General features: G+C 44.7%; 17 protein-coding genes. 7 read left to right on the top strand and 10 right to left on the bottom strand.

The window, feature by feature from the left end:
* Positions 1-141: 141 nt before the first annotated feature.
* The 5 genes from pulA to OZ660_RS04250 form a co-directional block, all read right to left on the bottom strand.
* A complete protein-coding gene (gene pulA, locus OZ660_RS04270; protein WP_274742675.1) occupies positions 142-4,221 on the bottom strand; it encodes a pullulanase-type alpha-1,6-glucosidase in 4,080 nt (1,359 codons plus the stop codon).
* Positions 4,222-4,232: 11 nt separating this feature from the next.
* Complete coding sequence (locus tag OZ660_RS04265) at positions 4,233-4,859, bottom strand: PEP-CTERM sorting domain-containing protein (RefSeq protein WP_274742674.1); 627 nt, start codon at positions 4,857-4,859, stop codon at positions 4,233-4,235.
* Positions 4,860-5,020: 161 nt separating this feature from the next.
* Entirely contained in the window at positions 5,021-6,082 is a 1,062-nt protein-coding gene (locus OZ660_RS04260) for a mechanosensitive ion channel family protein (protein WP_446698964.1), read from the bottom strand.
* A 168-nt stretch (positions 6,083-6,250) separates the two neighbouring features.
* On the bottom strand, positions 6,251-7,258 hold the full coding sequence (locus tag OZ660_RS04255) for a PA2778 family cysteine peptidase (RefSeq protein WP_274742672.1): 1,008 nt from the start codon (positions 7,256-7,258) through the stop codon (positions 6,251-6,253).
* 4 nt (positions 7,259-7,262) lie between these two features.
* On the bottom strand, positions 7,263-7,643 hold the full coding sequence (locus OZ660_RS04250) for a PA2779 family protein (RefSeq protein ID WP_274742671.1): 381 nt from the start codon (positions 7,641-7,643) through the stop codon (positions 7,263-7,265).
* A 225-nt stretch (positions 7,644-7,868) separates the two neighbouring features.
* Here OZ660_RS04250 and OZ660_RS04245 point away from each other — a divergent pair, with 225 nt between their 5' ends.
* Together OZ660_RS04245 and OZ660_RS04240 are read left to right on the top strand one after the other, a co-directional pair.
* Positions 7,869-9,536: an esterase/lipase family protein gene (locus OZ660_RS04245; RefSeq protein ID WP_274742670.1), complete on the top strand. Its 1,668-nt coding sequence runs from the start codon at positions 7,869-7,871 to the stop codon at positions 9,534-9,536.
* A 73-nt stretch (positions 9,537-9,609) separates the two neighbouring features.
* On the top strand, positions 9,610-10,515 hold the full coding sequence (locus tag OZ660_RS04240) for a LysR family transcriptional regulator (protein ID WP_274743428.1): 906 nt from the start codon (positions 9,610-9,612) through the stop codon (positions 10,513-10,515).
* Here the strand turns inward: OZ660_RS04240 and OZ660_RS04235 are convergent.
* Positions 10,512-11,483 carry an L-threonylcarbamoyladenylate synthase gene (locus OZ660_RS04235; protein ID WP_274742669.1) on the bottom strand — a complete coding sequence of 324 codons (972 nt, stop codon included), beginning with the start codon at positions 11,481-11,483 and terminating at the stop codon, positions 10,512-10,514. The genes OZ660_RS04240 and OZ660_RS04235 overlap by 4 nt on opposite strands.
* 253 nt (positions 11,484-11,736) lie before the next feature.
* Between OZ660_RS04235 and OZ660_RS04230 the strand changes: the two genes are divergently transcribed.
* From OZ660_RS04230 to OZ660_RS04220, 3 genes are all read left to right on the top strand, one after another.
* A complete protein-coding gene (locus OZ660_RS04230) occupies positions 11,737-13,338 on the top strand; it encodes an NADH-quinone oxidoreductase subunit L (RefSeq protein WP_274742668.1) in 1,602 nt (533 codons plus the stop codon).
* Entirely contained in the window at positions 13,338-15,749 is a 2,412-nt protein-coding gene (locus OZ660_RS04225) for a YbcC family protein (protein ID WP_274742667.1), read from the top strand. Before OZ660_RS04230 ends, OZ660_RS04225 begins: the two co-directional genes overlap by 1 nt.
* A gap of 165 nt (positions 15,750-15,914) precedes the next feature.
* The gene (locus OZ660_RS04220) at positions 15,915-17,507 is read left to right on the top strand and encodes an ABC-F family ATPase (RefSeq protein ID WP_202263954.1); all 1,593 of its coding nucleotides are present in this window, start codon (positions 15,915-15,917) and stop codon (positions 17,505-17,507) included.
* An 82-nt stretch (positions 17,508-17,589) separates the two neighbouring features.
* Here OZ660_RS04220 and OZ660_RS04215 read toward each other — a convergent pair whose 3' ends face one another.
* From OZ660_RS04215 to OZ660_RS04205, 3 genes are read right to left on the bottom strand one after another with little or no spacing between them, the layout of a single operon-like run.
* Complete coding sequence (locus OZ660_RS04215) at positions 17,590-18,507, bottom strand: hypothetical protein (protein WP_274742666.1); 918 nt, start codon at positions 18,505-18,507, stop codon at positions 17,590-17,592.
* A 58-nt stretch (positions 18,508-18,565) separates the two neighbouring features.
* Positions 18,566-19,705, bottom strand: coding sequence for an N-acetylglucosamine-6-phosphate deacetylase (nagA, locus tag OZ660_RS04210; protein WP_274742665.1), 1,140 nt, complete (start codon positions 19,703-19,705; stop codon positions 18,566-18,568).
* The gene (locus OZ660_RS04205; RefSeq protein WP_274742664.1) at positions 19,702-20,580 is read right to left on the bottom strand and encodes a BadF/BadG/BcrA/BcrD ATPase family protein; all 879 of its coding nucleotides are present in this window, start codon (positions 20,578-20,580) and stop codon (positions 19,702-19,704) included. The genes nagA and OZ660_RS04205 overlap by 4 nt, the downstream gene beginning before the upstream one ends.
* Before the next feature lie 212 nt (positions 20,581-20,792).
* On the opposite strand from OZ660_RS04205, the gene OZ660_RS04200 reads away from it, so the two are divergent.
* Both OZ660_RS04200 and OZ660_RS04195 read left to right on the top strand, forming a co-directional pair.
* Positions 20,793-21,446: a sulfotransferase family 2 domain-containing protein gene (locus OZ660_RS04200; RefSeq protein ID WP_274742663.1), complete on the top strand. Its 654-nt coding sequence runs from the start codon at positions 20,793-20,795 to the stop codon at positions 21,444-21,446.
* A gap of 74 nt (positions 21,447-21,520) precedes the next feature.
* Positions 21,521-22,276, top strand: coding sequence for a MipA/OmpV family protein (locus OZ660_RS04195; RefSeq protein WP_274742662.1), 756 nt, complete (start codon positions 21,521-21,523; stop codon positions 22,274-22,276).
* Positions 22,277-22,284: 8 nt separating this feature from the next.
* On the opposite strand, the gene OZ660_RS04190 is transcribed toward OZ660_RS04195, so the two are convergent.
* On the bottom strand, positions 22,285-22,767 hold the full coding sequence (locus OZ660_RS04190) for a CreA family protein (RefSeq protein ID WP_274742661.1): 483 nt from the start codon (positions 22,765-22,767) through the stop codon (positions 22,285-22,287).
* Between the last annotated feature and the right edge of the window lie 64 nt (positions 22,768-22,831).

Raw genomic sequence — 22,831 nt, 5'->3', positions numbered from 1 at the left:
TTGCTCGCTGAGTACGCATACGATTTGTTGGTAAGCGACCAATAGACGTGTGAATTGGTCACTAAAATGCCAATAAAAAAACGGGCTAGACTCAAAAAGCCTAGCCCGTTTTTACGTCGGGAACTCAGTACTTAACTTTCGTTATTCGGGCACGGTTTCAACTAGCACTACAGGTGCGCCAGTATCACTTGAATCAATGGCAAAACGCAGTGTTTGCGATTCGCTTACCCTTAGCTGAATGTTACCTGCACCTTGCGACAAGGTTAGCGACTCACCTACATTAATCGCGCCGCCATTACTGCCTAAGTTGGGCGACGACCAGTTGGCTTCGGCCACTTTAAACTCATGGGTGCCCGCGGTAACCGTGAAGCTTATTGCATAAATACCGGCACCTTCGTAGGTCATGGGTCGAGATGTCCCCCAATCTCCCATAATACCGCGCACGTATAGGGTTGTATCACCATAGGGGGCTGGTACTGCGTTGGGGTCTTGCGTCGTAATGGTGAGCACAGGATTGGCGTCGTTAGCAGCATCTAGCTCGAAGGTATAATCCCCGTCACTAATAATATTAAGCGAAAGGTTGTTACCGCCGTTGGTAAGCGTTGCCGACTGCCCCGCGCCCACGGTTATACCACCGCCTATGTTAGCAACATCAAAGTTTTCGTCTGCCAGTTTGAATTCATAACCACCCGACAGTAACCCAACTTCAATGCGGTATGTATCATTGCCGACATACTCAAGCGGCAACGAGGTATCCCACCCATTCATACTACCTCGCAAGTACACGGTCCTATCGCCATACGGTGGCAAGGCAGATAGCCCATATCCCTGCTCACCATTTTGTGGCTTCACAAAAATGGCAGTAGTCAATGCAGGCACGTTAAAGGTGCCATTACTAAATGTCGCACCTTGCACACGCTCATCGGCAGACGCCTGCTGGTTAGCGTGAAGCTCAAAGCCAACCGCATCGCCAATGGTAAAGCTTTGGGCGCTCTGGGTGCCGTTAAATAGCACAACTATGGCATCGTTGTTTTCGTCAATATCAGTCAGGCCAATACCATCATCAAGACTCATCACAATAAGCCCTTGCACTTGCCCTTCTCCGATATTGTGAAAACGGATGCGCTGTGAAATATCCTGCGCACTGGTTAGTCTAAATAGCTTGCTGGAAGCACGTACATTTAAGAACTCTTTGAATAATGACGAAGTTAGCTGAATATCTTCTGCGCCAAATTGCGAATTAGGGTTAGCAGATACTTGGCTAATTTCACTCCATCTTGCTTGGTTGTCTTGCGCTAGTGGTAACCCAATATTCCAGTTGCTCATGGTTTTGGTGAAATCAACACGGTTAAACCAGTCACCGGCGTCGTAGGTGTTGCGATCCATTGATTTAGAACGAATTAAGTCAGACCCCATGTGCAAAAACGGGATCCCTTGGCTTAATAACGGAATAGACAAGGCAACATTTTGCACGCGCACACGATCTTGTAACGACATATCAGCAGGCAAGCCATATTGAAGTTGATCCCACAGCGCTTCGTTGTCGTGCTTAGAAATGTAGTTAACGGTATCGGCAGGATCAATGCTGTAACCGGCAGGTTGTCCATTCCAGTTATAGTCATAAGCCGACAAGTATGAGCCATCGGCGGCAACGAACTGATAACTGCCTACATTGCCTACTAAACCAATTCTAATGGTATCTTGGTCGTGCAAGCTGCCACCTTGATTAAACAGTGCAGCACTGCGCACTGCTTCACGCTGCCTGTCAGAGAAGGTTCCTATCTCAGAGCCTGCCATATTTAGCTGTGCAGCTTGTTCAAAGCGACGATTGTTAACCACTTCACCGAAATTCCATCCCTCACCATAAAAGTAGGTGTCTGGATCTACGGCGCGCACTGCTTCGCGCGCGTCTAGAATAGCCTGTTTTGGAATATGCCCCATTAAGTCAAAACGGAATGAATCAAAACCAAAATGCTCTGCAAAACTAACAAGCGAGTCATTCATTAGCTTGGCCATCATTACGTGCTCGGTCGCTGTGTTTTCACAACAGGTTGAGTTTTCAATCCGCCCTGTTGTTTCGCTAAGGCGCTGGTAGTAACCGGGTACTACTTTGTCTAACACTGAATTGTCATACAATCCCGAAGACGCCGTATGGTTATAAACCACATCAAGCACCACACGTAGTCCCATTTCATGTAACGCTTGGTTCATAGCGCGCATTTCTACAATACGGGTTTCGCCATCTGGGTCGGTAGCATAACTTCCTTCTGGAGCCGCAAAGTGATGCGGATCATAACCCCAGTTAAATCCATCGTATGCACGCATCGATTCAACAAGAGCTTGAGCGTCTGTCGTACTTGGTGAATAGCTTTGTAATACCTCAAGTAACGTTGCGCTGTCATTTTCAATACCACACACAGGGGCCTGCGCATTTACGCTACACAATTTGCCAACGGTGTCGGTTATATCCACACGACTTGCATCGTCTTCACGTATGGTTGCAATATCGTTAGCAGGTAACATATGAAAGTGCGTAAGACCGGCGTTTTGCAGTGATTTAAGGTGTTGAACTGGCGCTGAGTTTGACTCAGTAAACGCCATGTATTTACCGCGATTCTCTTCACTGGTGCTTTCATCAAGAATACTGAAGTCTCGGATATGACTTTCGTAAATAATGATGTCTTCTGGATCACCTGCCAACGGCACTACATGGTTATCCCACCCTGCAGGTTTTAAGTCAGCATCGTCAAGATTCACAAACTGCGTATAACGCCCATTAGTCGACAGTGAAATAGAGTATGGGTCGGTCGTTTCTACCACTTCGATATTTTGGGTTAGCGGATGATAAACACTTAGCTCGTAGCGATAGAACTGTCTATCAAGGGTCGATTTCTCACCCGAGTAGTGCCAAATCCCTGTTGTAGCATCAAGCGTCATGGGTTGAGTGCTTTGCAGTACTTTCGCCTTGTTATAAACCTTCAAATTAACCGACTGCGCCGTTGGAGCCCACACCGACGCGGTTATAGTATCGCCGTTGTAAACTACGCCTAACTCAGCTTCGTCAGCATCATTAGCGTTACGGGTATACAGGTAGTCTAATACTCGTGGAATTTGCACTCGTGTTGAGTCAAGTACATTACCTTCAGCATCTTTTGCTACCGCAATTAGCTGACCTGTAAGCAACTGCTTAACATCTGCCTCACTAACATCTAGCGAAAAGCCTGCAAACCCGTTTAGATGAGGGTTCGCGCTGTAGTGACTTTGCTCTGCTGGCGCCAATGTCATTGGAATACGTGTGGCAGAATTTAAGGCCCCAACGTTAAGCAGTGAAACTCCTGCACTGTCGGCATCTAGGCTGGCGTCATTAGAATAGTAAAGGGCAATATCGGCAGCATCGCTGTGCGAGGTAAGCCACAACAGGGTATTATCATCCATCCAATGCGCTCTTGCGCCATCAAGAAATTGCGGACGACTGTCAAGCGGCGTGTACCAAAGTTCAGGAAAGCCATTAAACGTGAATGCTTGATTACCGTACTCTGGCTCAAAGCGACTATCAGCATCACCCAGAGCTTTGTCGTTACCTTTGTGCACAATAAAGTTGTAACATGCGGCTCCCGGTTCAACGGTTAAGATATAGTAAGCACCGTACTCTGGGTGAACGCCGTCTGCTGGGTACGGGTCTGGCCAATTGCTGAAATGCGTGCTTTGGGTGGTAGGCGCCGCGTAGTTACCGCACGCTTGCCCATTCCAAAGGTGCAAGCCCCAACCGTCATATTGACCATCCTCGCGGTTGTAAAACACTGCTATTTGATTTTCATCCAGTGTAAGTCCTGTACCACCTTCATCTTCCACAAAAGCATGCACACTTAACGACAGTGAAAAGCGCGCACGCTTCACCTCAAACCTTGCAGTAACGTTAGCGCTCTCTCCACTTCCAAGCGACTCTGTATCAAGTGTTATATAAGGCACGCCTTCCTCTTCGCCACTGGCATTTGCTAGCGTGTGGCTTGAGGCATCAAACATAATTCGGATAGGCCCATTTAATGCCGAGTCACCGGTATTTTGAATGGTAATAGTCGAAACGTACTGTCGGTTAATGCGGTCAAATACTGGTCGACTGGCGAATTGGGTTTCTGCCGATTCGGTTTGCTGCCAGTCGGCAAGCGAAGGGGCGCTGACCATTGCCAAAAATGGCAAACAAAAAATGGATGTTCTCTTCATAACCCCTCTCCTTATTTGGCAACGTGCTTACGGCGAAGCGCCAGCACACCTAAGCCTAACGCCAGCAGTAACGAAGTTTGTGGCGCAGGCACTTCTGCGCTTTCGGTCAGCGACACATTGTCGAAAGTGAATGTTGATGAAAATGATTCAATGTTATAGCCAGGCGCTAACATAAATTCGAGGTAGTAACCGTCGTAGGTGTTATCGATTTGTGTGCTAAAGGTACCGCTGCCATCTTCATATCCGAAAAGTAGCGTTTCAACGTCAATGCCATTGTTTAGCAACACAAAGAACGCATCTGAAAAATCGTCGCTTTGTAAGTCAAAGCCACTGTACAACCAATCAAAGCTTAAATCTAATTTTGTACCGTTTGCTACGCCTGACAAATTAAGTTGGGTGAATAGCGAATTAGAGATGCCATCCGGAATTAGGTTATTAGTGCTCAATTGAGCTGAACATTGTCCAGCATTATCAACAATTGCGAAATCACTGGTATCGGCAGGAGCTCCGAACCCATCCGAATCTAAACTCCAAGCGCTGAAGTCGCACGTTTGAAAGTCACCATTTGTTATGAAGTTTGCGTTTGCTTGCGCACTTAAAAAAAGCGCTGCGAAAGCGACTAAAGCCTTAATATCCATTTGCCCACCCTGTTGTTAAATATTAATTTCCAGATGTAAAAATATTGTTTACATCGGCGAATACTATTTAAACAACTAACGCCTTGCTAGCGCGAAACAGCGAAAAGTGGGCTGAATACGTATGCAATGCATACATAGGAGGAAGCTTATAAATTAATAACTTACGAATGTTTCTTAATGGACTGAGAGATAATTGCGTCAGTACGCTCCTGATCAATATTCAAAGCTGTAATCGGGAATGGAATGACAATACCCTCTTCATCGAAGCGCTTTTTAAGGGCTTTGATAAAGGCACTCTTGATAAAAAAACGATTGAAGTATTCGCGGGTTCTGAGCATCACCGTTAAATTTATACTGGAGTTGTCAAATGTGTGAAACAACACAAACGGCTGAAAGGTTTTAACGCCGTATTCATGCTTGGCCAATATGTCTTCGGCCACGGCCAAACACACTTTTTCCACCTGCTCTAAGTCAGAACTGTAGTGCACACCTACTTCAACTGGCACTGACAACTCGCGCTCTGGGTAGTAGTAATTGATCAACTTTGAATTAGACAACTTGCTGTTTGGCATGATCACAATGTTATTAGGCAACATTCTCACCCATGTAGACCGCCAGCCAATTTTCTCGACAAAGCCCTGTTCCCCGGAATCAAGTTCAATGAAATCGCCTATTCTAATAGGCTTGTCCATGACCAACTGTATACCTGAAAAGAAGTTTTCCAGCGTGGGCTGAAGTGCAAGAGCCACAGCCAATGAGGTGATACCCAACGATGCCACAACGGGCGTAATAGAAATCCCCATCGTGCTTAAAATAATAAGTACAGCCATAATGGCGAAGACAGCACGCACTGCCCCACTGGCGATTGCACTGGTATTTTTAACTAACGTTGATTGGTCGCGATAACGTCTAAGAGAATAGGTAACAAAGCGTTCAAGAAGCAGAAAAAGCGTAATGATAAGGCCTGCTTCTATCGAAATACTCAACGCCTGCACAACGGCTTTATCTTCCACTTGGAAAACCGCTACAACGCTTTTAACCAGTGATAAGAAAATCACTAAGATAAGTAGGTTTAACGGCGCATTTAGCGACAACACCAGCACGCGATAGATATTCGACATGCTGCTTGTTTCTGAGCGGGCTTTTTCTTTAAGCCGCACCAAAATAAGGCGCTTTATCACAAAAAGCAAAACCACAACGGCGACTAAGCTGACAATAGCCATAGCCTGCTTATTTTGTAAAAAGCTAGATATTTCCACGACTTAAAAGCTCCATACGTAAGATAACAAACCGTATTTGAACACTCATGATCTTGTTGTTAACGTTTATACGCAAAAGCCACACCAGATGATCTCGTTCCGTAATGTTAAGCTATGTTAAGCCGTGTGCTGCTAGCTTTTTTCAGCTTTAGTGATCACCGTTACATTGTATTTCTTTGCCAAGGCAATAAGCTTTTCATCATCAGGATATTGCGCTAATGCGGTGCGCAAAACGTACTGTCCTTTGTAAATCCAGTTCTTTTTATTTTTTGTTTCACCATTGCCTACATTGCTACTTTTACCGCCCTGTTCTAACAGTACTAACGCATAGTTGTGAAGGTAAGCGAGTTGCGTTTTGCCAGCCTCAAACCCTTTGTCGAACCATGCTATGGCCTTGGCGTTGTCGCCTTGCTCCATGTGGTAGTTTGCTATTAAAAAATAACTTAGCCACTGCGAGGGCCAATGGGTTGATGCGGTTTCCAAAAATGCAAGCGCGCGCGCTTTATCGCCTACTTTTAGCATGTCATATGCCGCACTGGTATAGTGGTATGGCTTCATTTCATTTGATGTTTTATCTGGCGGAATAGGTGCCAAATACCAGTAATTACCTCGTCCCCATGTGCGCTCAAAAAGCTCTAACGACATTTCATGATTGGCGGTCTCACCAGTGTGCAGTGTGACAGCCCCTTTATCACTGTCAAAGCCGATAACCACGGCATAGTGCCATTGAGGCAACAATGCGATTGATAAGTTTTGAAATACGATAACAGGGATGTCCTCTTTAACTAGCCCCATTATGGAAGAAAGCGTACCGCGCTCAGTGTAAGGCAAGAACCCGTATTGTCTGGTTGCACTGACCATTTCTAACTGCAGGCTACCTTCCTTGTTAGGAATAAATAACTTGGGCGCTATTTCCTCAGGTGTCGCTTTAACACCGTAATAGCCAAACACTTCAGATAATGTCGTGGGGCCACAATAGTATTGCTGTTGTGGATAAAATGGGACTGCGTTAATTGTGTGAGAGTCAGGTAACGACGCTAACCCCTGTTGACGTAAACGGTCAGCCTGCGGGGTAGACTGACACCCCGCAAGTAATAACAAACCGAATACAAAAACAGTTTGCTTTAGTGATACAACCATCTTACTAGTTGCTGATTGGACGAATAAATGGATAAACGTCTGTTACGCCAGCTAAGTCTAGAATTGCGATAACAGCAAGAACGGTAAGTACGGCACCCACTACGCCACCTGCTGGCGCTTGGTTAATTTCAGCGTTAAGCTGCGAAATCTCACTATCTGTCATTGCATTTATTCTTGCAATGGCATCATCGCTATCCACACCCAAACCTACAAGCTTGCTTTGCACATCTGCGCGGCTAACCATATCTATCAACTGCTGCTTGTTATATTGAGCAGCTTGGGTCTGCATAACGGTATCTGAGCTAATAGCTTCTGCCTGTGCACCACCAGCCATTAGTACTGTTGCTGAAAAGCAACCAATTGCCATAGATTTTAAATACTTCATTAGGTTTCCCTCTTATGTTTGCATCAAGGTAATAGCCGTCAATAGGCTTCGTTTAACATTAATAAACGTCTACACTGTATTTGCATTTATGTTTTCAAGGCGCTTCAGCAGAAAATTATTTGCGAGCGCCGTTATTGTTGATAGCAATTAAAGCGCCAATACGGCATCAACGTTTAAAAGCGCAGAAATGATGCAACAATAAAGGTGCACTAACGCGGGCAAGTATTGAGTGAAAAAGAGAGCAAGCTATTGAGAGTGTTGCACAGGTATTTTGTATGTTGGCTTGTGGTGTTGTGTGCACTGGGTGCCTGTAGCACCAATGACTTTTTTCGCCAAAAAGCCAAGCCCATCCCCCTTGAAAGGGCTTATGGGTATGGGGTTTTACCCGATTTAAGTGGGCTTAATAACAAGGCGTTAAAAGCCAAATGCGAACAGCAGGAACGTACAACGGCACTAGGGGTTACGTTACTTTTGCATTGCACTTACGAATTACTGAGCAGAAAAAATGTAAGCACTGAAAATCGCCAGTTTGCCCTTCGCCATTACAACTGGGCTGTGGGGACTTTATTCCAACAGCGCGACATTCAGAGCAACTTGGTTCAAGTAAATTATTCCGGTCCTAGTAAAATTTTCCTAGTGGATGACATGATCCCAACCGAAGATCGGCTACAGCCGACCGTGTTTGGACAACTAGGCAGTGCTGCGGTGAGTTTTCAGAAAAACAGATCCAGTGAAAATACCAATATCGATCCGAACTTTCCTCTAGAAGGCATATTTTCCTCCTACAGCATTTATGCCGGTGCAGTAACACTTGAAGGACTTCGACTTCACGTTACCTTACACGCTGTTCCCGTTAACAAAACAACGTATGTCGATTTTTCTCAGCAGCAATATGCGCTGCGCTACTCTGAGGGTGCCGCATTTTTAGGTTTACTACAAAGTGCAGATATCCACAATTTCAGTTGGTTGGGTTTCACCAACGCGGAAAAAGCAGAAAGCCGTATGGGCGTATTTAGTATAGGTGCGCTGTCATCATCAAAAACGCCACTTATTATGCTGCATGGGCTAAACTCAGATCCGTTGATTTGGCGCTATCTCACTATGGCCATTTTGAACGACGAAACATTGAGTCAGCGTTTTCAAATATGGCATGTGTATTACCCTTCTGGCCCGCCTCCCTTTTACAATGCTATGCGCGTACGCAAGCTACTTAATCAACTAAAAGTGCGCGTTAGCCCTGAATCTTCATTGGAAAATGCAGTCATCGTTGGGCATAGCATGGGCGGAGTTATCGCAAAACTTCTTACTAGCCAACCCCATGATAAACTGTGGGACGCTACTTTCACGTCTCCACCAGAAAGCTTATTGAGCGAAGACGATACAGACGTGCGCGATGTGTTTTTATTTTCTCCGGTATTTAAGCACAACACCGTTTTCTTTTTAGATACTCCTCATAGAGGGTCGGATGTTGCCAATAGCCTTATAGGAAGTATTGGCTCATCTCTTATCAGCTTGCCGTTTAACTTCAGAGAACTCTTTCGTGGTTTTATTGAAAAGGTCGGCGTTAATAAGTTAACCCAGGCTATGCTGCCATTTTTACAAAATTTCGGCCCCGATAGCGTGCAGGTATTGCGCCCTAATCACCCCTTAATGACCGCCCTTGCGACAACACCTGTTGAAGGAAAAAGTTATTCAATAATAGGGTCTACCAGTGCACTTGAGTGTGATACACAAAAACGCTGCGCAGCCATTAGCGACTCTGTGGTCACGTATTCAAGTGCGTTTATTGAAGATGCCGAAGAAACCATTATCGTTGCTTCGTCACACAATTCATTCAAAAGCACGCAAGCTATCCAATTCATCTTAGAAAAGCTGCATGACATTGATAAATAGCGTATTATTTAGTGATATTCGCAAAACCTACTATTAACTGGTGTCACTGTGCGGGAGCTACTACGTGTCTAGAATGAACTACCATCATCTGTACTATTTTTGGCGTGTAGCAAATACAGGTAACCTCACTCAGGTTGCGAATGAAATTCACTTATCTCAATCTGCCATTTCAGCTCAGCTTAAGCAGTTTCAAGAGAACATGGGAGTAGCACTACTTACTCGCAAAGGCCGCTCATTGGTGCTTACACCGCAAGGAAAGCAAGTACTTGCCTATGCCGATGAAATATTCTCAAAGGGTGAAGAACTTGAGAACCTAATCAATAAGGGGCTACCTTCACAGTTAAGTCATATTTCGATTGGCGTACTTTCAAACCTTTCGAGAAATTTTGTCGAAAGCTTCACTCTGCCATTGATTAACGACAAGTTTGCGACCTTTTCGCTACAAACCGGTAGCTTAGACTCGTTGCTTGAAGGGTTATCAAGCTTTCGCTTCGACATTATCTTAACCAATCACAATGTCGAATTAGGCCAACAAAACGGTATTTGGCACAGTGAATTAGTTTCTCGCCAAGCTATTGAAATTATTGGCCCGTCTAAGCCCAAACGCGCGCGAAAATTCCCGCAAAGTTATGCAGATGCCTCGTGGGTTTTACCTTCTCAAAACAGTGAAATACGTTCGGCGTTCAGTATTGCCTGTGCCAAGGTGCAATACGCACCAAAGATTAAAGCGGAAACTAACGACATGGCCATGCTACGTCTACTGGCTCGTGACAGTGGCGCTTTTTCGGTGATGCCTTCCGTTGTAGTGCGTGATGAGGTGGCCAATGGGCTGCTACATGTGCAACAAAGCCTGCCTGATGCCTACGAACACTTTTATGCCGTTACATTAGCAAAGAAAAAAGTGCCACCTCATGTGCAAAACATTATCGACAATGCCAAAAATAGCGAACATTTCGTTACGCAGCCACTGTCTAGCTAACCTGCCACAACACGTCCGATACGATTATTAATCGCTATCCACGGTGTGCTGGTTGGCGTACTTTCTAGATAAATGCACGACAGCGCGAGTTTATCTAATTGATGCAGTGCAGCGTAGAATTGGGCACTGTATTCACTGGCGTTGTCAGAAAGTTGAATATGACAATCGTCGTCTAGATGCCCAGCTAAACGTGGCTGTGAATAGCTAATGACACCCTCATTGGATCTGAGCCCTCTTCTCTCAAGTTCTTCTGTTGATAGTAAGAACACAGGCGTATCTGGTTGGTAATGTTGCTTGGCACTACCTGGCACTGTAATACCTAAATTAGCCGCATAACGCACTTTGCGCCCTAATGCACGTTCAAGCATTACGTCGTCAATGGGGCCAGGACGCAAAATTGTCGGCACATCCTGAGTTACATCAATAATGGTTGATTCAATGCCCACTTCGGCACTACCGCCGTCAACAACTGCCGCTATGCGTCCATTGAGCGACGTTAAAACATGTGCCGCGGTAGTCGGGCTTATGAATTTATATCGATTGGCCGATGGCGCAGCCAGACCCGTTCCCGATGCCTGTATTAAAGAAATGAAGTCTTTACTTGCTGGGCATCTAAGCACTACAGTGTCCTGCCCCCCCGTCACCGCATCTAATACCCAATATTGTTTTTTGAGCAATATTGACAGTGGACCAGGCCAAAAGGCATTGGCCAGCTCAAAAGCGATATCCGGAATATCTTTAGCCCATTTCGCCATATCAGCGGCACTTGCAATATGTACGATAAGAGGGTTAGAAGCGGGACGCGCTTTGGCTTCAAATATCTTCGCTATTGCACGCTCATTGGTCGCATCCGCAGCTAACCCATATACGGTCTCTGTTTTAATCGCGACGCACTCTCCAGCCTGAATAAGCGTTGCAGCTCGACTGATATCGTCAGGAAAGACTAATGTAGGTGTGTCTGTATTCATGATGAACCTAGCAAATATGTCTCATGCTATCATCCGCCAAAACAAACTATAAATAAATTTCAAATTTTATAAACCATACATTTATTTAAATTATCTTTTAAGCCCATAAATAACAGCAAACAATTGAATTTAAACACATAATATAAAAACAATTAATTAACAATTAAATAAATAAGAACGAAAAACAAAAATTTAAATATTTAATTTATCTTAAAAGAGATGCTTTACTCCACACAATAAAAAGGAGTACATCATGTCGTCACAAACCAGTTCATTTCTGCTTGTTTTATTACCGCTGTTTTGGACTTTAATGTCATGGTTCAGCGGACCAAGAAACACATTTTTTTCAAAGCTTTATATTGAAAGAATAGCAATATGGGGCAGTATTATTCTGTTTGCTATTTCACTTGTTGTTGGCTTTATCGAGAACAACACTGCAAGTGTAAGTTCCATGCTGGTTACCCTCTCTCCTTTGAAGTCAGCCGTTATTTTAACGGTAGTAGCAATTGGCGTAATTCTTATGCGCTTCTCGCGCAATTACTTTGTCGGTGAAGCATGCTACCCGCGTTTCTTAAAGTGGATGCAACTTACTCTTGCGTCAGTGGTTATTACTATACTAGCTAATCACCTCATCGTTTTCTGGTTTGGCTGGCTGGCAGTAAGTTTGTCGTTGCATAACCTACTTTTATTATATCCCGACCGTCCCCGCGCCATCGTTGCAGCACATAAGAAATTTATTTTAGCCAGAACCTCTGAATTGTTTATGGCCGGCGCATTTGCGTTACTTTACTTGGCTTTTGACACGCTTTACATCAACCAAATTGTCAATGCACTTGTGCAAACCTCGTTAATCAATAGTGACGCGCTGAGTAGTACACAGCAAGAGTATACTGAGCTTGCGGCTTGCTGTATTGCCATAGCAGCACTCATAAAATGTGCACAACTTCCAGCGCATGGATGGCTAATTAATATTGTTGAAGCGCCAACACCCGTTAGTGCACTACTTCATGCCGGTGTCATTAATTTAGGCGGGTATTTGTTATTAGCTTTTGCCCCACTCATTGCCCATCATGCTTCTGCACAATGGATCTTAGCCGTTGGCGCTGGTTTAAGTGTGTTATTTAGTGCGCTCGCCATGACCACGCGCGTAACGGTAAAAGTTCGCTTGGCGTGGTCTACGTCGTCGCAAATGGGTTTAATGTTGGTTGAATGCGCCCTTGGCCTGTATTCTCTTGCTCTTATTCATTTGGTTGCGCACTCATTCTACAAAGCGTATGCCTTCCTAAATTCTGGTTCGGCGGTCTTCGAAGCGCTAGAAGATGATATTAGTGCCCATCGAACGCCACAGTTTGCAGATTGGTTAAATGCACTGTTTGTTACATCACTTATTGTGTTGGCCAGCTTTTCATTTGCCGAATATCAAGGACCGCTCAGCCCATGGCTGCTTATCACGCTAGCCTTTACGGCCTACATCGCCACACGCACAGCGAATTCAGATCAAACACAGTTGTACGTTCTAGTAGGCATTTCTATTGTGCTCATTAGTGTATATAGCACAGCAAAAGACATGGTAACCCACTACCTTTTTGCGCATTTCCCCGCGCCTGCTTCTATGTTGTCAACTATCGATATCTGGGTTGTCAGTCTAATTGCCGCGCTTTTTGTTATTCACATCGCAATGCAAACCTTCGGACATAAACCTGCAGTTCAGCAATTTAAACAATTGCTTTTTGCAGGCCTGTACCTAGATGAATGGTTCACAAAAATCACCTTGAAAGTATCGCCTATTTCACTTCGCAAACGCAGTACAACCAAGCAGACCTCAGCGTCAGTTACTCACATTGGAGGCAAGTAATGGCTGTTATATCGCTCAATACCACTAATTTAGATACTAAACGCCTGTATCGCGCTGCTAGCGAGGCGTGCGATAGTGTTGCGCCCAACTTTCCATTAGACAAAATGATTGCTGTGAATCCATTTTGGAAGCTAATTGACGCACCTTTTCAGGATGTATCAGCGCGCGTACACGCACTTACTGGAATAAACGCAATTATGCCTGCGTCGCATTGGCTCGACCTTTATAAAGAAGGGGCCATTTCAGACGATGCCGTAAAACACAGTATGGACCTGTACGGCATTAATCTGGATAAAGAGACATTTCTATCCACCCTATCTGATGATGCTCAATCGCCACCTTTACCGCTATTGACCAAACATTTCGACGCTTACCGAGGCGCTAGCGAAATGACATGGGAAGAAGAATGCACATTTCAGATTAGCCAGTTTTGTGCAGCTTATTTTCAGCATGAATCGCCTCTTGTTCAAATAGAAGGAAACTCACCAGCGGACACCTTATATAATAGCTGGCTAAATGGTTTAAAGCACGACACCGGTATTAGCGTGTTGATGAACACCAAAAGCCTTAAAGGCATTTTCAAATCTTTGCCAGACACAGTCGATGCACTATTAAGGGAATCTGCAGATGAGCTTGGCTTTGAACCCGTGCGCGCAAAGGATTATTTCTATGCGCTGATTATGAGTATTAATGGCTGGGCGTCGTATGTTGCCTACCGCACCTGGCTGAAAGACAGTAATGAAATGCAAGGGTTGCTCGCTATTCGCTTAGCATGGGAGCTTATCATTCATCGCTATTACCAAGCACATCAGCAGGAAAGAGGTCAGCAGGTTAGCATTAGGTGGCAATACTTGCTTAAACAGCTTCCAGCACGTATTGCACAGCATAAAGACAAGGAACTCGCCTTGTGGGTAATGATGTATGCCTATGAATACGAGCAACAGCAGCGCTTGCAGTCAAAACTCATAACATCATCGCCAGCCCCGCAGCTTACGCCCGACGTACAGGCCATTTTCTGCATTGATGTGCGCTCGGAAGTAATTCGTCGTATTTTGGAACGTAAAAGCTCAACAATTAAAACGATGGGCTTCGCGGGCTTTTTTGGGATGCCTATCGCTTATGCTCCTGCGAATACCGATGCAACACGCCCTCAATTACCTGGGCTATTGTCTCCAAAGCTTACAGTAAAAGAAAAAGACGCCACTTCTCATAGAGCGGAGTTAATTCAGCAACGCGCCACCTGGCACAAGTGGAGTAAGTCCCCCCTTGGCAGTTTTTCTATGGTTGAATCGGCAGGCTGGTGGTATGCCTTTAAGCTACTGAAAAATACCCTGATGCCATCAAGTAAAGAGAACCCAATTAATACGCTGAGTCATCACAACGAATGGGAAATCAGTAATGAACGCGGCCTTCTTAGTTTAGATGACAAAGTAGCCCTTGCCGCAGGTGCCCTCAAAATGATGGGGATGACAAAATTTTCGCCAACGGTATTGCTGGTAGGACACGGTAGCAAATCACGCAATAACTTACATGCAGCAGGACTAGATTGCGGCGCCTGTGGCGGTCAATCTGGCGAAGTAAACGTACGAGTATTGGCACAGCTTTTAAACGAAGGTGAAGTGCGCAAAAAGCTCATAAGTATGGGTTACAAGATTGCTGGCAATACTCGCTTCGTGCCAGCGCTACACAATACCACTACTGACGATATTGAGTGTTTCGATAAGCAAGTGCCTGAGAAAGTTAAAAACTTGCTTGTTGAAGCCAAGCACCAAGCACAGAAAGAACGGGCTAAACACTATAGTAAGAATCTACCTTTTGAGTCCGACAAAAAGCGTAACCAACGTTTTCAACACCGTGCCTGTGATTGGTCGCAGGTACAGCCTGAATGGGGATTAGCAGGCAACGCCTCTTTTATTATTGGACCTAGAATTCGCACTCGTGGTCTCGATTTAGAAGGTAAGAGTTTTCTGCACGATTACACATGGCAAACAGATGAAGATAGCGCTGTGCTAGAAACCTTAATGACAGCCCCTATGATTGTTACCAATTGGATAAACAGCCAATACAACGCATCGGTTGCCGACAATCAAAAACTGGGCAGCGGTAACAAAGTGCTTCACAACGCGCTTTTTAACAATATTGGCGTATTTGAAGGCAATTCGGGTGACCTGCGCATTGGCCTATCTAAACAATCGCTGCATAACGGTGAACGTTGGGTACACCAGCCACAGCGACTCAGCGTTTACATTGTCGCACCTAGCAGCAAGATTTTGCAAATAGTGCAAAAACACCAAATGCTGCAGGACCTCATTAATAATGACTGGCTGTATGTATTTAGCTGGGAAAGTCCCGCTGTAATCGAAAGACTATACAAAGGCAAGTGGTACAAATCCCACGGTTTAAGCATGTAATTAGTGTGTTGTGTGTAGGAGAAGTGACAGGGACGTCTTTTTCTCCTTACTGTTCAATTTTCCCTCGACTTATGCAGTTTATTTCCTTATAGTGCGCCGGCTTTTACATATTGGTGGCATTCCCATCAGTATCTCCTCTTTAGTTTTATCCTCTGGAAACCTGTTTTGATTACCACTGCAAATATCACCATGCAATTTGGCTCTAAGCCATTATTTGAAAATATTTCTGCTAAATTTGGCAACGGCAACCGATATGGCCTTATTGGCGCAAACGGTTGCGGTAAGTCTACCTTTATGAAAATTTTAAGTGGTAAGCTTACTCCGTCATCAGGAAACGTATCGATGGCGCCAGGTACAAAGCTTGGTATTTTAAGCCAGGATCAATTTGCATTCGAAGAGTTCAGTGTTGTTGATGCGGTGATCATGGGTGACCGTGAGCTATGGGAAGTTAAGCAAGAACGCGATGCCATATACAGCAAAGCTGAGATGAGCGAAGAAGACGGTATGCGTGTTGCGGACCTTGAGACCCAATTTGCTGAAATGGACGGTTACACCGCAGAAGCCCGTGCAGGTGATATTCTTAATTCAGCGGGCATTGATGAAAGCTATCACTTTGGATTAATGAAAGAAGTTGCACCCGGTAAAAAAGTACGTGTGCTTCTTGCTCAAGCTCTGTTTGCTGAGCCTGACATTTTGTTACTCGACGAACCGACCAACAACTTGGATATTTACACCATTAGCTGGCTTGCTGACGAATTAAACAAACGTAAGTCGACAATGCTGATTATTTCGCACGACCGTCACTTCTTAAACTCGGTGTGTACCCACATGGCCGATATCGACTATGGCGAACTGCGCATTTATCCGGGCAACTACGACGATTACATTCAAGCTGCTATGTTAGTGCAAGAGCAATTGCATGCCGAAAATGCGAAGAAGTCGGCAGAAATCGAGGAACTTCAAAGTTTCGTAGCGCGATTCTCAGCTAACGCATCAAAGGCAAAGCAAGCAACCTCGCGCGCACGACGCCTTGAAAAAATAGAGCTGGCTGAAGTAAAAGCGTCTAGCCGCCGCAAGCCTTACATTGTATTTAAGCAACATAAAAAACTTCACCGACTTGCGATCACCCTTGAAGAACTTGGTCACAGCTACCCAGACCTACCGCTTTTTGACAACGCAAATTTGCTTTTAGAAGCAGGACAGCGTCTAGCCATTATCGGTGAAAATGGCGCGGGTAAAACAACGCTACTGAAGTGTTTAGTTAACGATATTGAACCTACGTCGGGAAGTTATAAATGGGCTGAAAATGCCGCTATTGGTTACATTCCACAAGACAACGCGAAATATTTCGCCGACGATCTTACGATGTTCGAATGGATGAGCCAGTGGCGCAGTCCAAAGCACGACGACCTTCAAATTAAAGGGATGCTTGGTCGACTGCTATTTACATCTGACGATTTTAACAAACGCGTTCAAGTGTGTTCAGGTGGTGAGAAAAACCGTTTGTTGTTTGGCAAGCTAATGCTTGAAGACATTAACGTTTTGGTAATGGACGAGCCAACTAACCACATGGACATGGAGTCTATCGAAGCGCTAAATAATGCTCTTTTCAAATTCGATGGTACCGTGATTTTTGTAAGCCACGACAGAGAGTTCGTGTCTTCGCTTGCAACGCAGGTTATTGAAATAAAAGATCAGAAACTTAACCACTTCGATGGCAATTACGAAGAGTTTTTGGCTCACAAAGAAAACGCCTAAAACCAATACTTGTGTGAGGCGACTTTGTTAAGCCTCACACGCTTCTCTTCCTTGCAATCTCAGTCACCTGCCTTAAATGCAGTTAGTGTGCGGCAAAGTAATCCGCAACCACCTCAGCCAGGTCGTTAATATAGTCAGTAATGGCGTGTTTAACGGGAATTAGCTCATCTTGAGTTAATTCGTCAAAATCACTCGGCGCGGAAAAGCTTTCCAGTTTGAGGTTTTTCGCTTTATCGTTGGTAAGTACTTCAAATCCAGGTAACGACGATACCTCAATTGGCGTGTCAATGCGTTCAACACTCACAGTAAAGCTTGCCGAAGCAACGTAATTATCGGTCCCTAGAAAGCTTCGGGTGAATAAACCATACCCTTCGCTTGTATGCTCCACACACCCATAAGTACCACATTCTGTCGCCGCTATAGTGGGGGTTTCATTAACGATAACCACAGCTGACACCCCGGCGCTAACTAGCGCATTTCTTAATGTATCAGCACCATTGAAAAACACTGATTTGTCCTGTTCCTTTACGACAAAATTCGTTTTTTCATTCATTGACGATAAAACAGATTTATCAATGGTATCTAGCGTAGCAACGTCAACAACATCATAACCACTACTCGATTCTATTTTGGCCTTTAGCGTATTGAAAATAGTTGATTTAATTTGCCAGTCATACGGGTATTGCTTGGTAAAATTATTAAACGTTGTGGTACCAAGGTGTGTATGGGTGGGATGCTCACTGACATTGATGAGTACAGCTATTTTTTCAACAGTCGCTTTGTGTGAAGGCTGCTGATCGTCACTTATTCCTGAATCGGCGGTAGTATCAGTATCTTGTTTGCCGCTACTAGTGGGGTGAGCGTTAGACGTATCTTCACCTTTCACCGCTTCATCAGAAGTATTAACAGCGGGGTCAGTTACGGTGGGAATATCCTTTGAAACGCACCCGACAACCATTAATAACACAAACATAACGCCAATCTGAGAACATAACTTCATTGTGAGTCCTTGTAGTGGTCCCTTTTGTTGCACTATGTCTTTAATACTCTTTTGGTCGCTAAAAGACCACTCGCATTTTGCTCCACACTTGCTTTAATTGGTTACGTTGATTTACCAGCACAAAATCGGCATTTCTCCCCAACGCAATACTGCCAATTTCATTCTCAACGCCCATAAAGTGAGCTGGCGTGGTACTGGCCATTACGCTGGCTTCTTCAAGTGTTACATTGCATCCATCAATAGCATTAACTAGTGCAGAATGCATATCTAAACATGAACCTGCCAATGTGCCATCTGGCGTTGTGAGCTTTTCTCCCTTACGTACAATTTCGGTATTGAAAAAAGGTATTGTGGTAAGGTCGCTGCCAGCATGTGCCATGGCATCGGTGACTAGCATAGCGCGCTTTTCTCCTTTCACCTTGAGCGCTAGCTCAGCGCTTCTTGGATGAAGGTGAAAGTGATCAATAATAAAACCACAATAGGTTTGGGTATTAAGCAGTGCAGCGCCAACTGCGCCCGGTTCGCGTGACGTTAAGGCTGACATTGCGTTATAAAGGTGGGTAAAGCCCGTCGCCCCTGCATCGATAGCGTGTTGAACCTCATCAAACGTGGCGTTGGTATGGCCTAACGATACTACAACCCCTTCGGACACCATTTCTTTGATAAAACCAACATCGATGGTTTCAGGAGCCACTGTGATAAGTACTCGACCGATATCTTTGCGCGTTATTGTGGCGATCTCTGCATCAGAAGGAGATCGTATGAAGCGTTCATCGTGTACCCCTTTTTTAGCTTTGCTTAGAAAGGGCCCCTCAAAATGTACGCCTTTAATAATTGCTTTTACACTGGCGACGCCTGATGCCATTACCTCAGCAACAGCGTCTGCAGCCGCTGCCATAGTGTCAGCATTATCAGTTATGATGGTGGGCAACATTGCCGTAGTGCCATAACGCAAATGCGCTAACGCCATGGTTTCAATGTGCGCTACAGACGGCTTGTCATTAAACAAAATACCGCCACCACCATTAACCTGTGTATCAAAAAAACCTGGCAGCAAGCGCCCTTTAAGCACATGCTCACATTCAGCCTTACTCGCTTCTCGAATGTCGGTGATAACACCATCATTGGTAACAATCGTTTGATTTTGTGCCCAACCATTAGGCAATAATACGGCTTCGACAGTGAGCGTTGATATCATAGCGAGTTAGTCTGTTTCAAAAAATCAATAGCACCTTGTTGGGCGGGCTTTGCAGCATCACACAGCACGCTAGACACGTCTGATGATAAAAATGGTCGATAAACATTTGATAAGCCACCTACAAAACAAATAGGTAACGCCTGCCCTGCTTCACGGTGCAAGGCTTTACCTAATTTTGAAAGGTAGTCACCACCTTGCTCAAGTAGCTTTTTGGCACTTTCACAGCCTTGGGAAAAACTTTCCACAACAACGGGGGCAAGCTGACCATAAGACTCTGCGGTAAACTGTGAGACCTCTTGAATAAGGGTTTGAGGATCGGTGACATCAAAATGAGAGGTTAAACGTTTAAACAGCATGCCGCGACTTTCAATGTTATCGAAGGCAAGTAATGTGTGTCTGATAGCTGATTGGCCTAACCAAGCTGCGCTGGCGTTGTCGCCTACATTCAAGCCATAGCCACCTTTATCGGCGAAGTGCCCTTTTTGATATACGGTACCGGCCGAACCAGTACCACAGATGATCATCGCGCCGTCTTGCCCGTTGTGCGCGCCAAGGCATGCTGCGTGTAAATCACTCATTACTTCAAGACGAGCAAATGGCATGGGCAGCGAGAGAAAAGCACTTTTCGCTTGTGGAATATTGGCTCCTGCTAACCCTGCTGCAACGGCAATGTCGCCAAGCGCAACATTAACGGTAGATTTTTCAATAGCGTGTTCACTTGCCTGAATAATCGAGGTTAGTGCTTGGGTGGCATTGCTCATAATATTGGCAGGACCTGCTTCACCCGTACCCAATATATTTCCATTGATGTCTTGTAACATTGCACGACAATAGGTGCCGCCGCCATCAATCCCAATTACAAATTCTTGACTCACTTCATTTCCAGATATCACTCAATAGCCGCCCACTTTACCACTGCTTCAATTCAATATCACTGTCATATTTGACCTGCATACTGGGGGCTCTGTCGTTAATTTTTAAAACACCCACAGCGCGTATACAGACCGCTGTGCGCTTTATTTGTTCATTTTGTTAGGGCTACCAAACAAGAAACGATGATCGCATGCAGGTGTTCTAGAGTTGAGAAGTGCTTTTATCCCACAGCAAGCAATTCCTGTTTGTGCATATAGCTAAGACAGGAGGAACCAGCGTTCGCAACGCGTTGTCGTCGTATCGATGGGGACACAGGTACGCAATTGCGCAGTTTATGTGCGACAAAATGAGCCAACTTACTCACCATCGTATTGGCAGTCGATTTCCGCGTCACTCTCGGATAGTTGCGGCAAAAGAAATGCTACCTGAAGATTACTTCAATACCCTGTTTAAATTTGCCATTGTGCGAAACCCATGGGACTTACAAGTCAGTTCTTATCACCATATAAAGCGCGAACGCCCTCATATTATGCAGGGGCACGATAGCTTTGAGCATTTTATGATGTGGAAGTTTGCTCCTGACAGACCTTATCAATATCACATTGATACATCACTGCAGTTACAAACAGACTACCTAATTGATTTAAAGGGTAATATGTTAACTGACTTTGTGGGACGTTATGAACGACTGGAGCTAGACTTTGCCACTATATGTCAAACACTCTCATTGCCTGAAATAACACTACCTCATAAACGTAAAGCTGCTGATAGAACAACGTATCACAAATACTACACCCCAACACTTGTCGACTTGGTAGAGCGACATTTTGCACAAGATATTAGTTTGCTCGGGTATCAGTTTGAATAAAAACAACTATTAACTTCGCGGTTGTGATCAAGTTTCGTCGATTATCAGTATTGTCATTAAAAAGGATGTTCAACATGAAATACCACTCTCTAAGTTCATTGGCAGCGCTTTCGTTACTCACTTGTAGCTTCAATACCTACGCTCAAGCTCCACAACAACCTCAAGGCTGGATGTGGGGATTCGGCGTTGCTGCCTCACAAGATGTATATACTGATTTCGATAATCGCGTTGTTCCTATTCCTATCATTGGTTATGCGGGCGAGCGCCTGCGCATTTACGGCCCATTTGTAAGCTATCAATTACTTCAAGAAGGGGCGATGTCAGTTGATGCTCAGTTAGTGCCTGTATTTGCAGGTTTCGAAGAAGATGACAGCTTTATCTTTGAAGGTATGGAAGACAGAGACTTTAGTTATGCTGCGGGAGTTGCACTAAATTATAACTGGCAAGGCTGGACGTATTCGTTATCGACTAACGCCGATATTCTTGGAAAATTTGATGGCTATCAAGCGTCGTTTCGCTTAGGTAAACCCTTTCGATTTGACGGCTACATGATTGAGCCATCACTGGGTGTAACTTTCCAAGATGAAAACTATGTGGATTACTACTATGGTGTGCGCCCTGAAGAAGCAACAAATTTTAGAGCTTTCTATGAAGGAGAAAGCGCGGTTAACACCGAACTACGTCTTGCCATTTCAACACGACAGTTCTTGGGCGGTATGACTCGCCTTGAATTTGGCGCGACCTTTTTTGATGACAGTATCAGCGACAGCCCATTGACTGACGATGATACTGCACTAAGCGCGATGTTTGTTTACACTCGTATGTTCTGACAACGCACTTACGTTGAAGGCTGAGGTGACACCGCAAACGCTTGGGTTTCCCAAAGCGGCACAGTAGATAAACTATGCTTGTAGCTTCCCGACGTTTCTTTTGTGCTGTACGACAAATATATTAGCGTTTTAGTCTCTTCATCATAAATGCGGCGAAGTTTCATATTTTTAAAGAATACACTTTTGGACTTTTTAAATATGACTTCGCCAGAATCAGATTTATCTATCTCTGAAAGCATCTTGGCCGTTATAGGCCCTGTTTGTCTGCAAGCGATGGAGCTATCAGACGGGTCGGAAAAATCCAAATTGGCTTCAATGCTTGAGATATGACAAGTTACACCGGTTACAACTGGGTCTTGTAGCGCATCAATCTTAATGTCTTTAGTTGTAAACAGACCAAGGGAGACATCACCCACCTCGCTGTCGCTACACCCTGCCAATGTCAAACTTGTCACACCAACAGCCAATACTGTTTTAAACCATCGCTTCATTTTCTTCTCCCTAATACTAAAGCTGCCCCCAGCCTATTACATTTTTGCGAAACGCAACCACATG

Origin of the sequence: Alteromonas sp. 009811495, from assembly GCF_028865455.1 — a bacterium.
Classification (GTDB): Bacteria; Pseudomonadota; Gammaproteobacteria; order Enterobacterales; family Alteromonadaceae; genus Alteromonas.
The sequence above is the reverse complement of the archived record's forward strand: the minus strand, read 5'-3'. Positions and strand labels throughout refer to the sequence as shown.

Bases quoted from the DNA above. Each gene is read 5' to 3' on its own strand.
- pulA (WP_274742675.1), bottom strand. From the start codon at position 4,221: ATGAAGAGAACATCCATTTTTTGTTTGCCATTTTTGGCAATGGTCAGC.
- OZ660_RS04265 (WP_274742674.1), bottom strand. From the start codon at position 4,859: ATGGATATTAAGGCTTTAGTCGCTTTCGCAGCGCTTTTTTTAAGTGCG.
- OZ660_RS04260 (WP_446698964.1), bottom strand. From the start codon at position 6,082: ATGGCTATTGTCAGCTTAGTCGCCGTTGTGGTTTTGCTTTTTGTGATA.
- OZ660_RS04255 (WP_274742672.1), bottom strand. From the start codon at position 7,258: ATGGTTGTATCACTAAAGCAAACTGTTTTTGTATTCGGTTTGTTATTA.
- OZ660_RS04250 (WP_274742671.1), bottom strand. From the start codon at position 7,643: ATGAAGTATTTAAAATCTATGGCAATTGGTTGCTTTTCAGCAACAGTA.
- OZ660_RS04240 (WP_274743428.1), top strand. From the start codon at position 9,610: ATGAACTACCATCATCTGTACTATTTTTGGCGTGTAGCAAATACAGGT.
- OZ660_RS04235 (WP_274742669.1), bottom strand. From the start codon at position 11,483: ATGAATACAGACACACCTACATTAGTCTTTCCTGACGATATCAGTCGA.
- OZ660_RS04230 (WP_274742668.1), top strand. From the start codon at position 11,737: ATGTCGTCACAAACCAGTTCATTTCTGCTTGTTTTATTACCGCTGTTT.
- OZ660_RS04225 (WP_274742667.1), top strand. From the start codon at position 13,338: ATGGCTGTTATATCGCTCAATACCACTAATTTAGATACTAAACGCCTG.
- OZ660_RS04215 (WP_274742666.1), bottom strand. From the start codon at position 18,507: ATGAAGTTATGTTCTCAGATTGGCGTTATGTTTGTGTTATTAATGGTT.
- nagA (WP_274742665.1), bottom strand. From the start codon at position 19,705: ATGATATCAACGCTCACTGTCGAAGCCGTATTATTGCCTAATGGTTGG.
- OZ660_RS04195 (WP_274742662.1), top strand. From the start codon at position 21,521: ATGAAATACCACTCTCTAAGTTCATTGGCAGCGCTTTCGTTACTCACT.
- OZ660_RS04190 (WP_274742661.1), bottom strand. From the start codon at position 22,767: ATGAAGCGATGGTTTAAAACAGTATTGGCTGTTGGTGTGACAAGTTTG.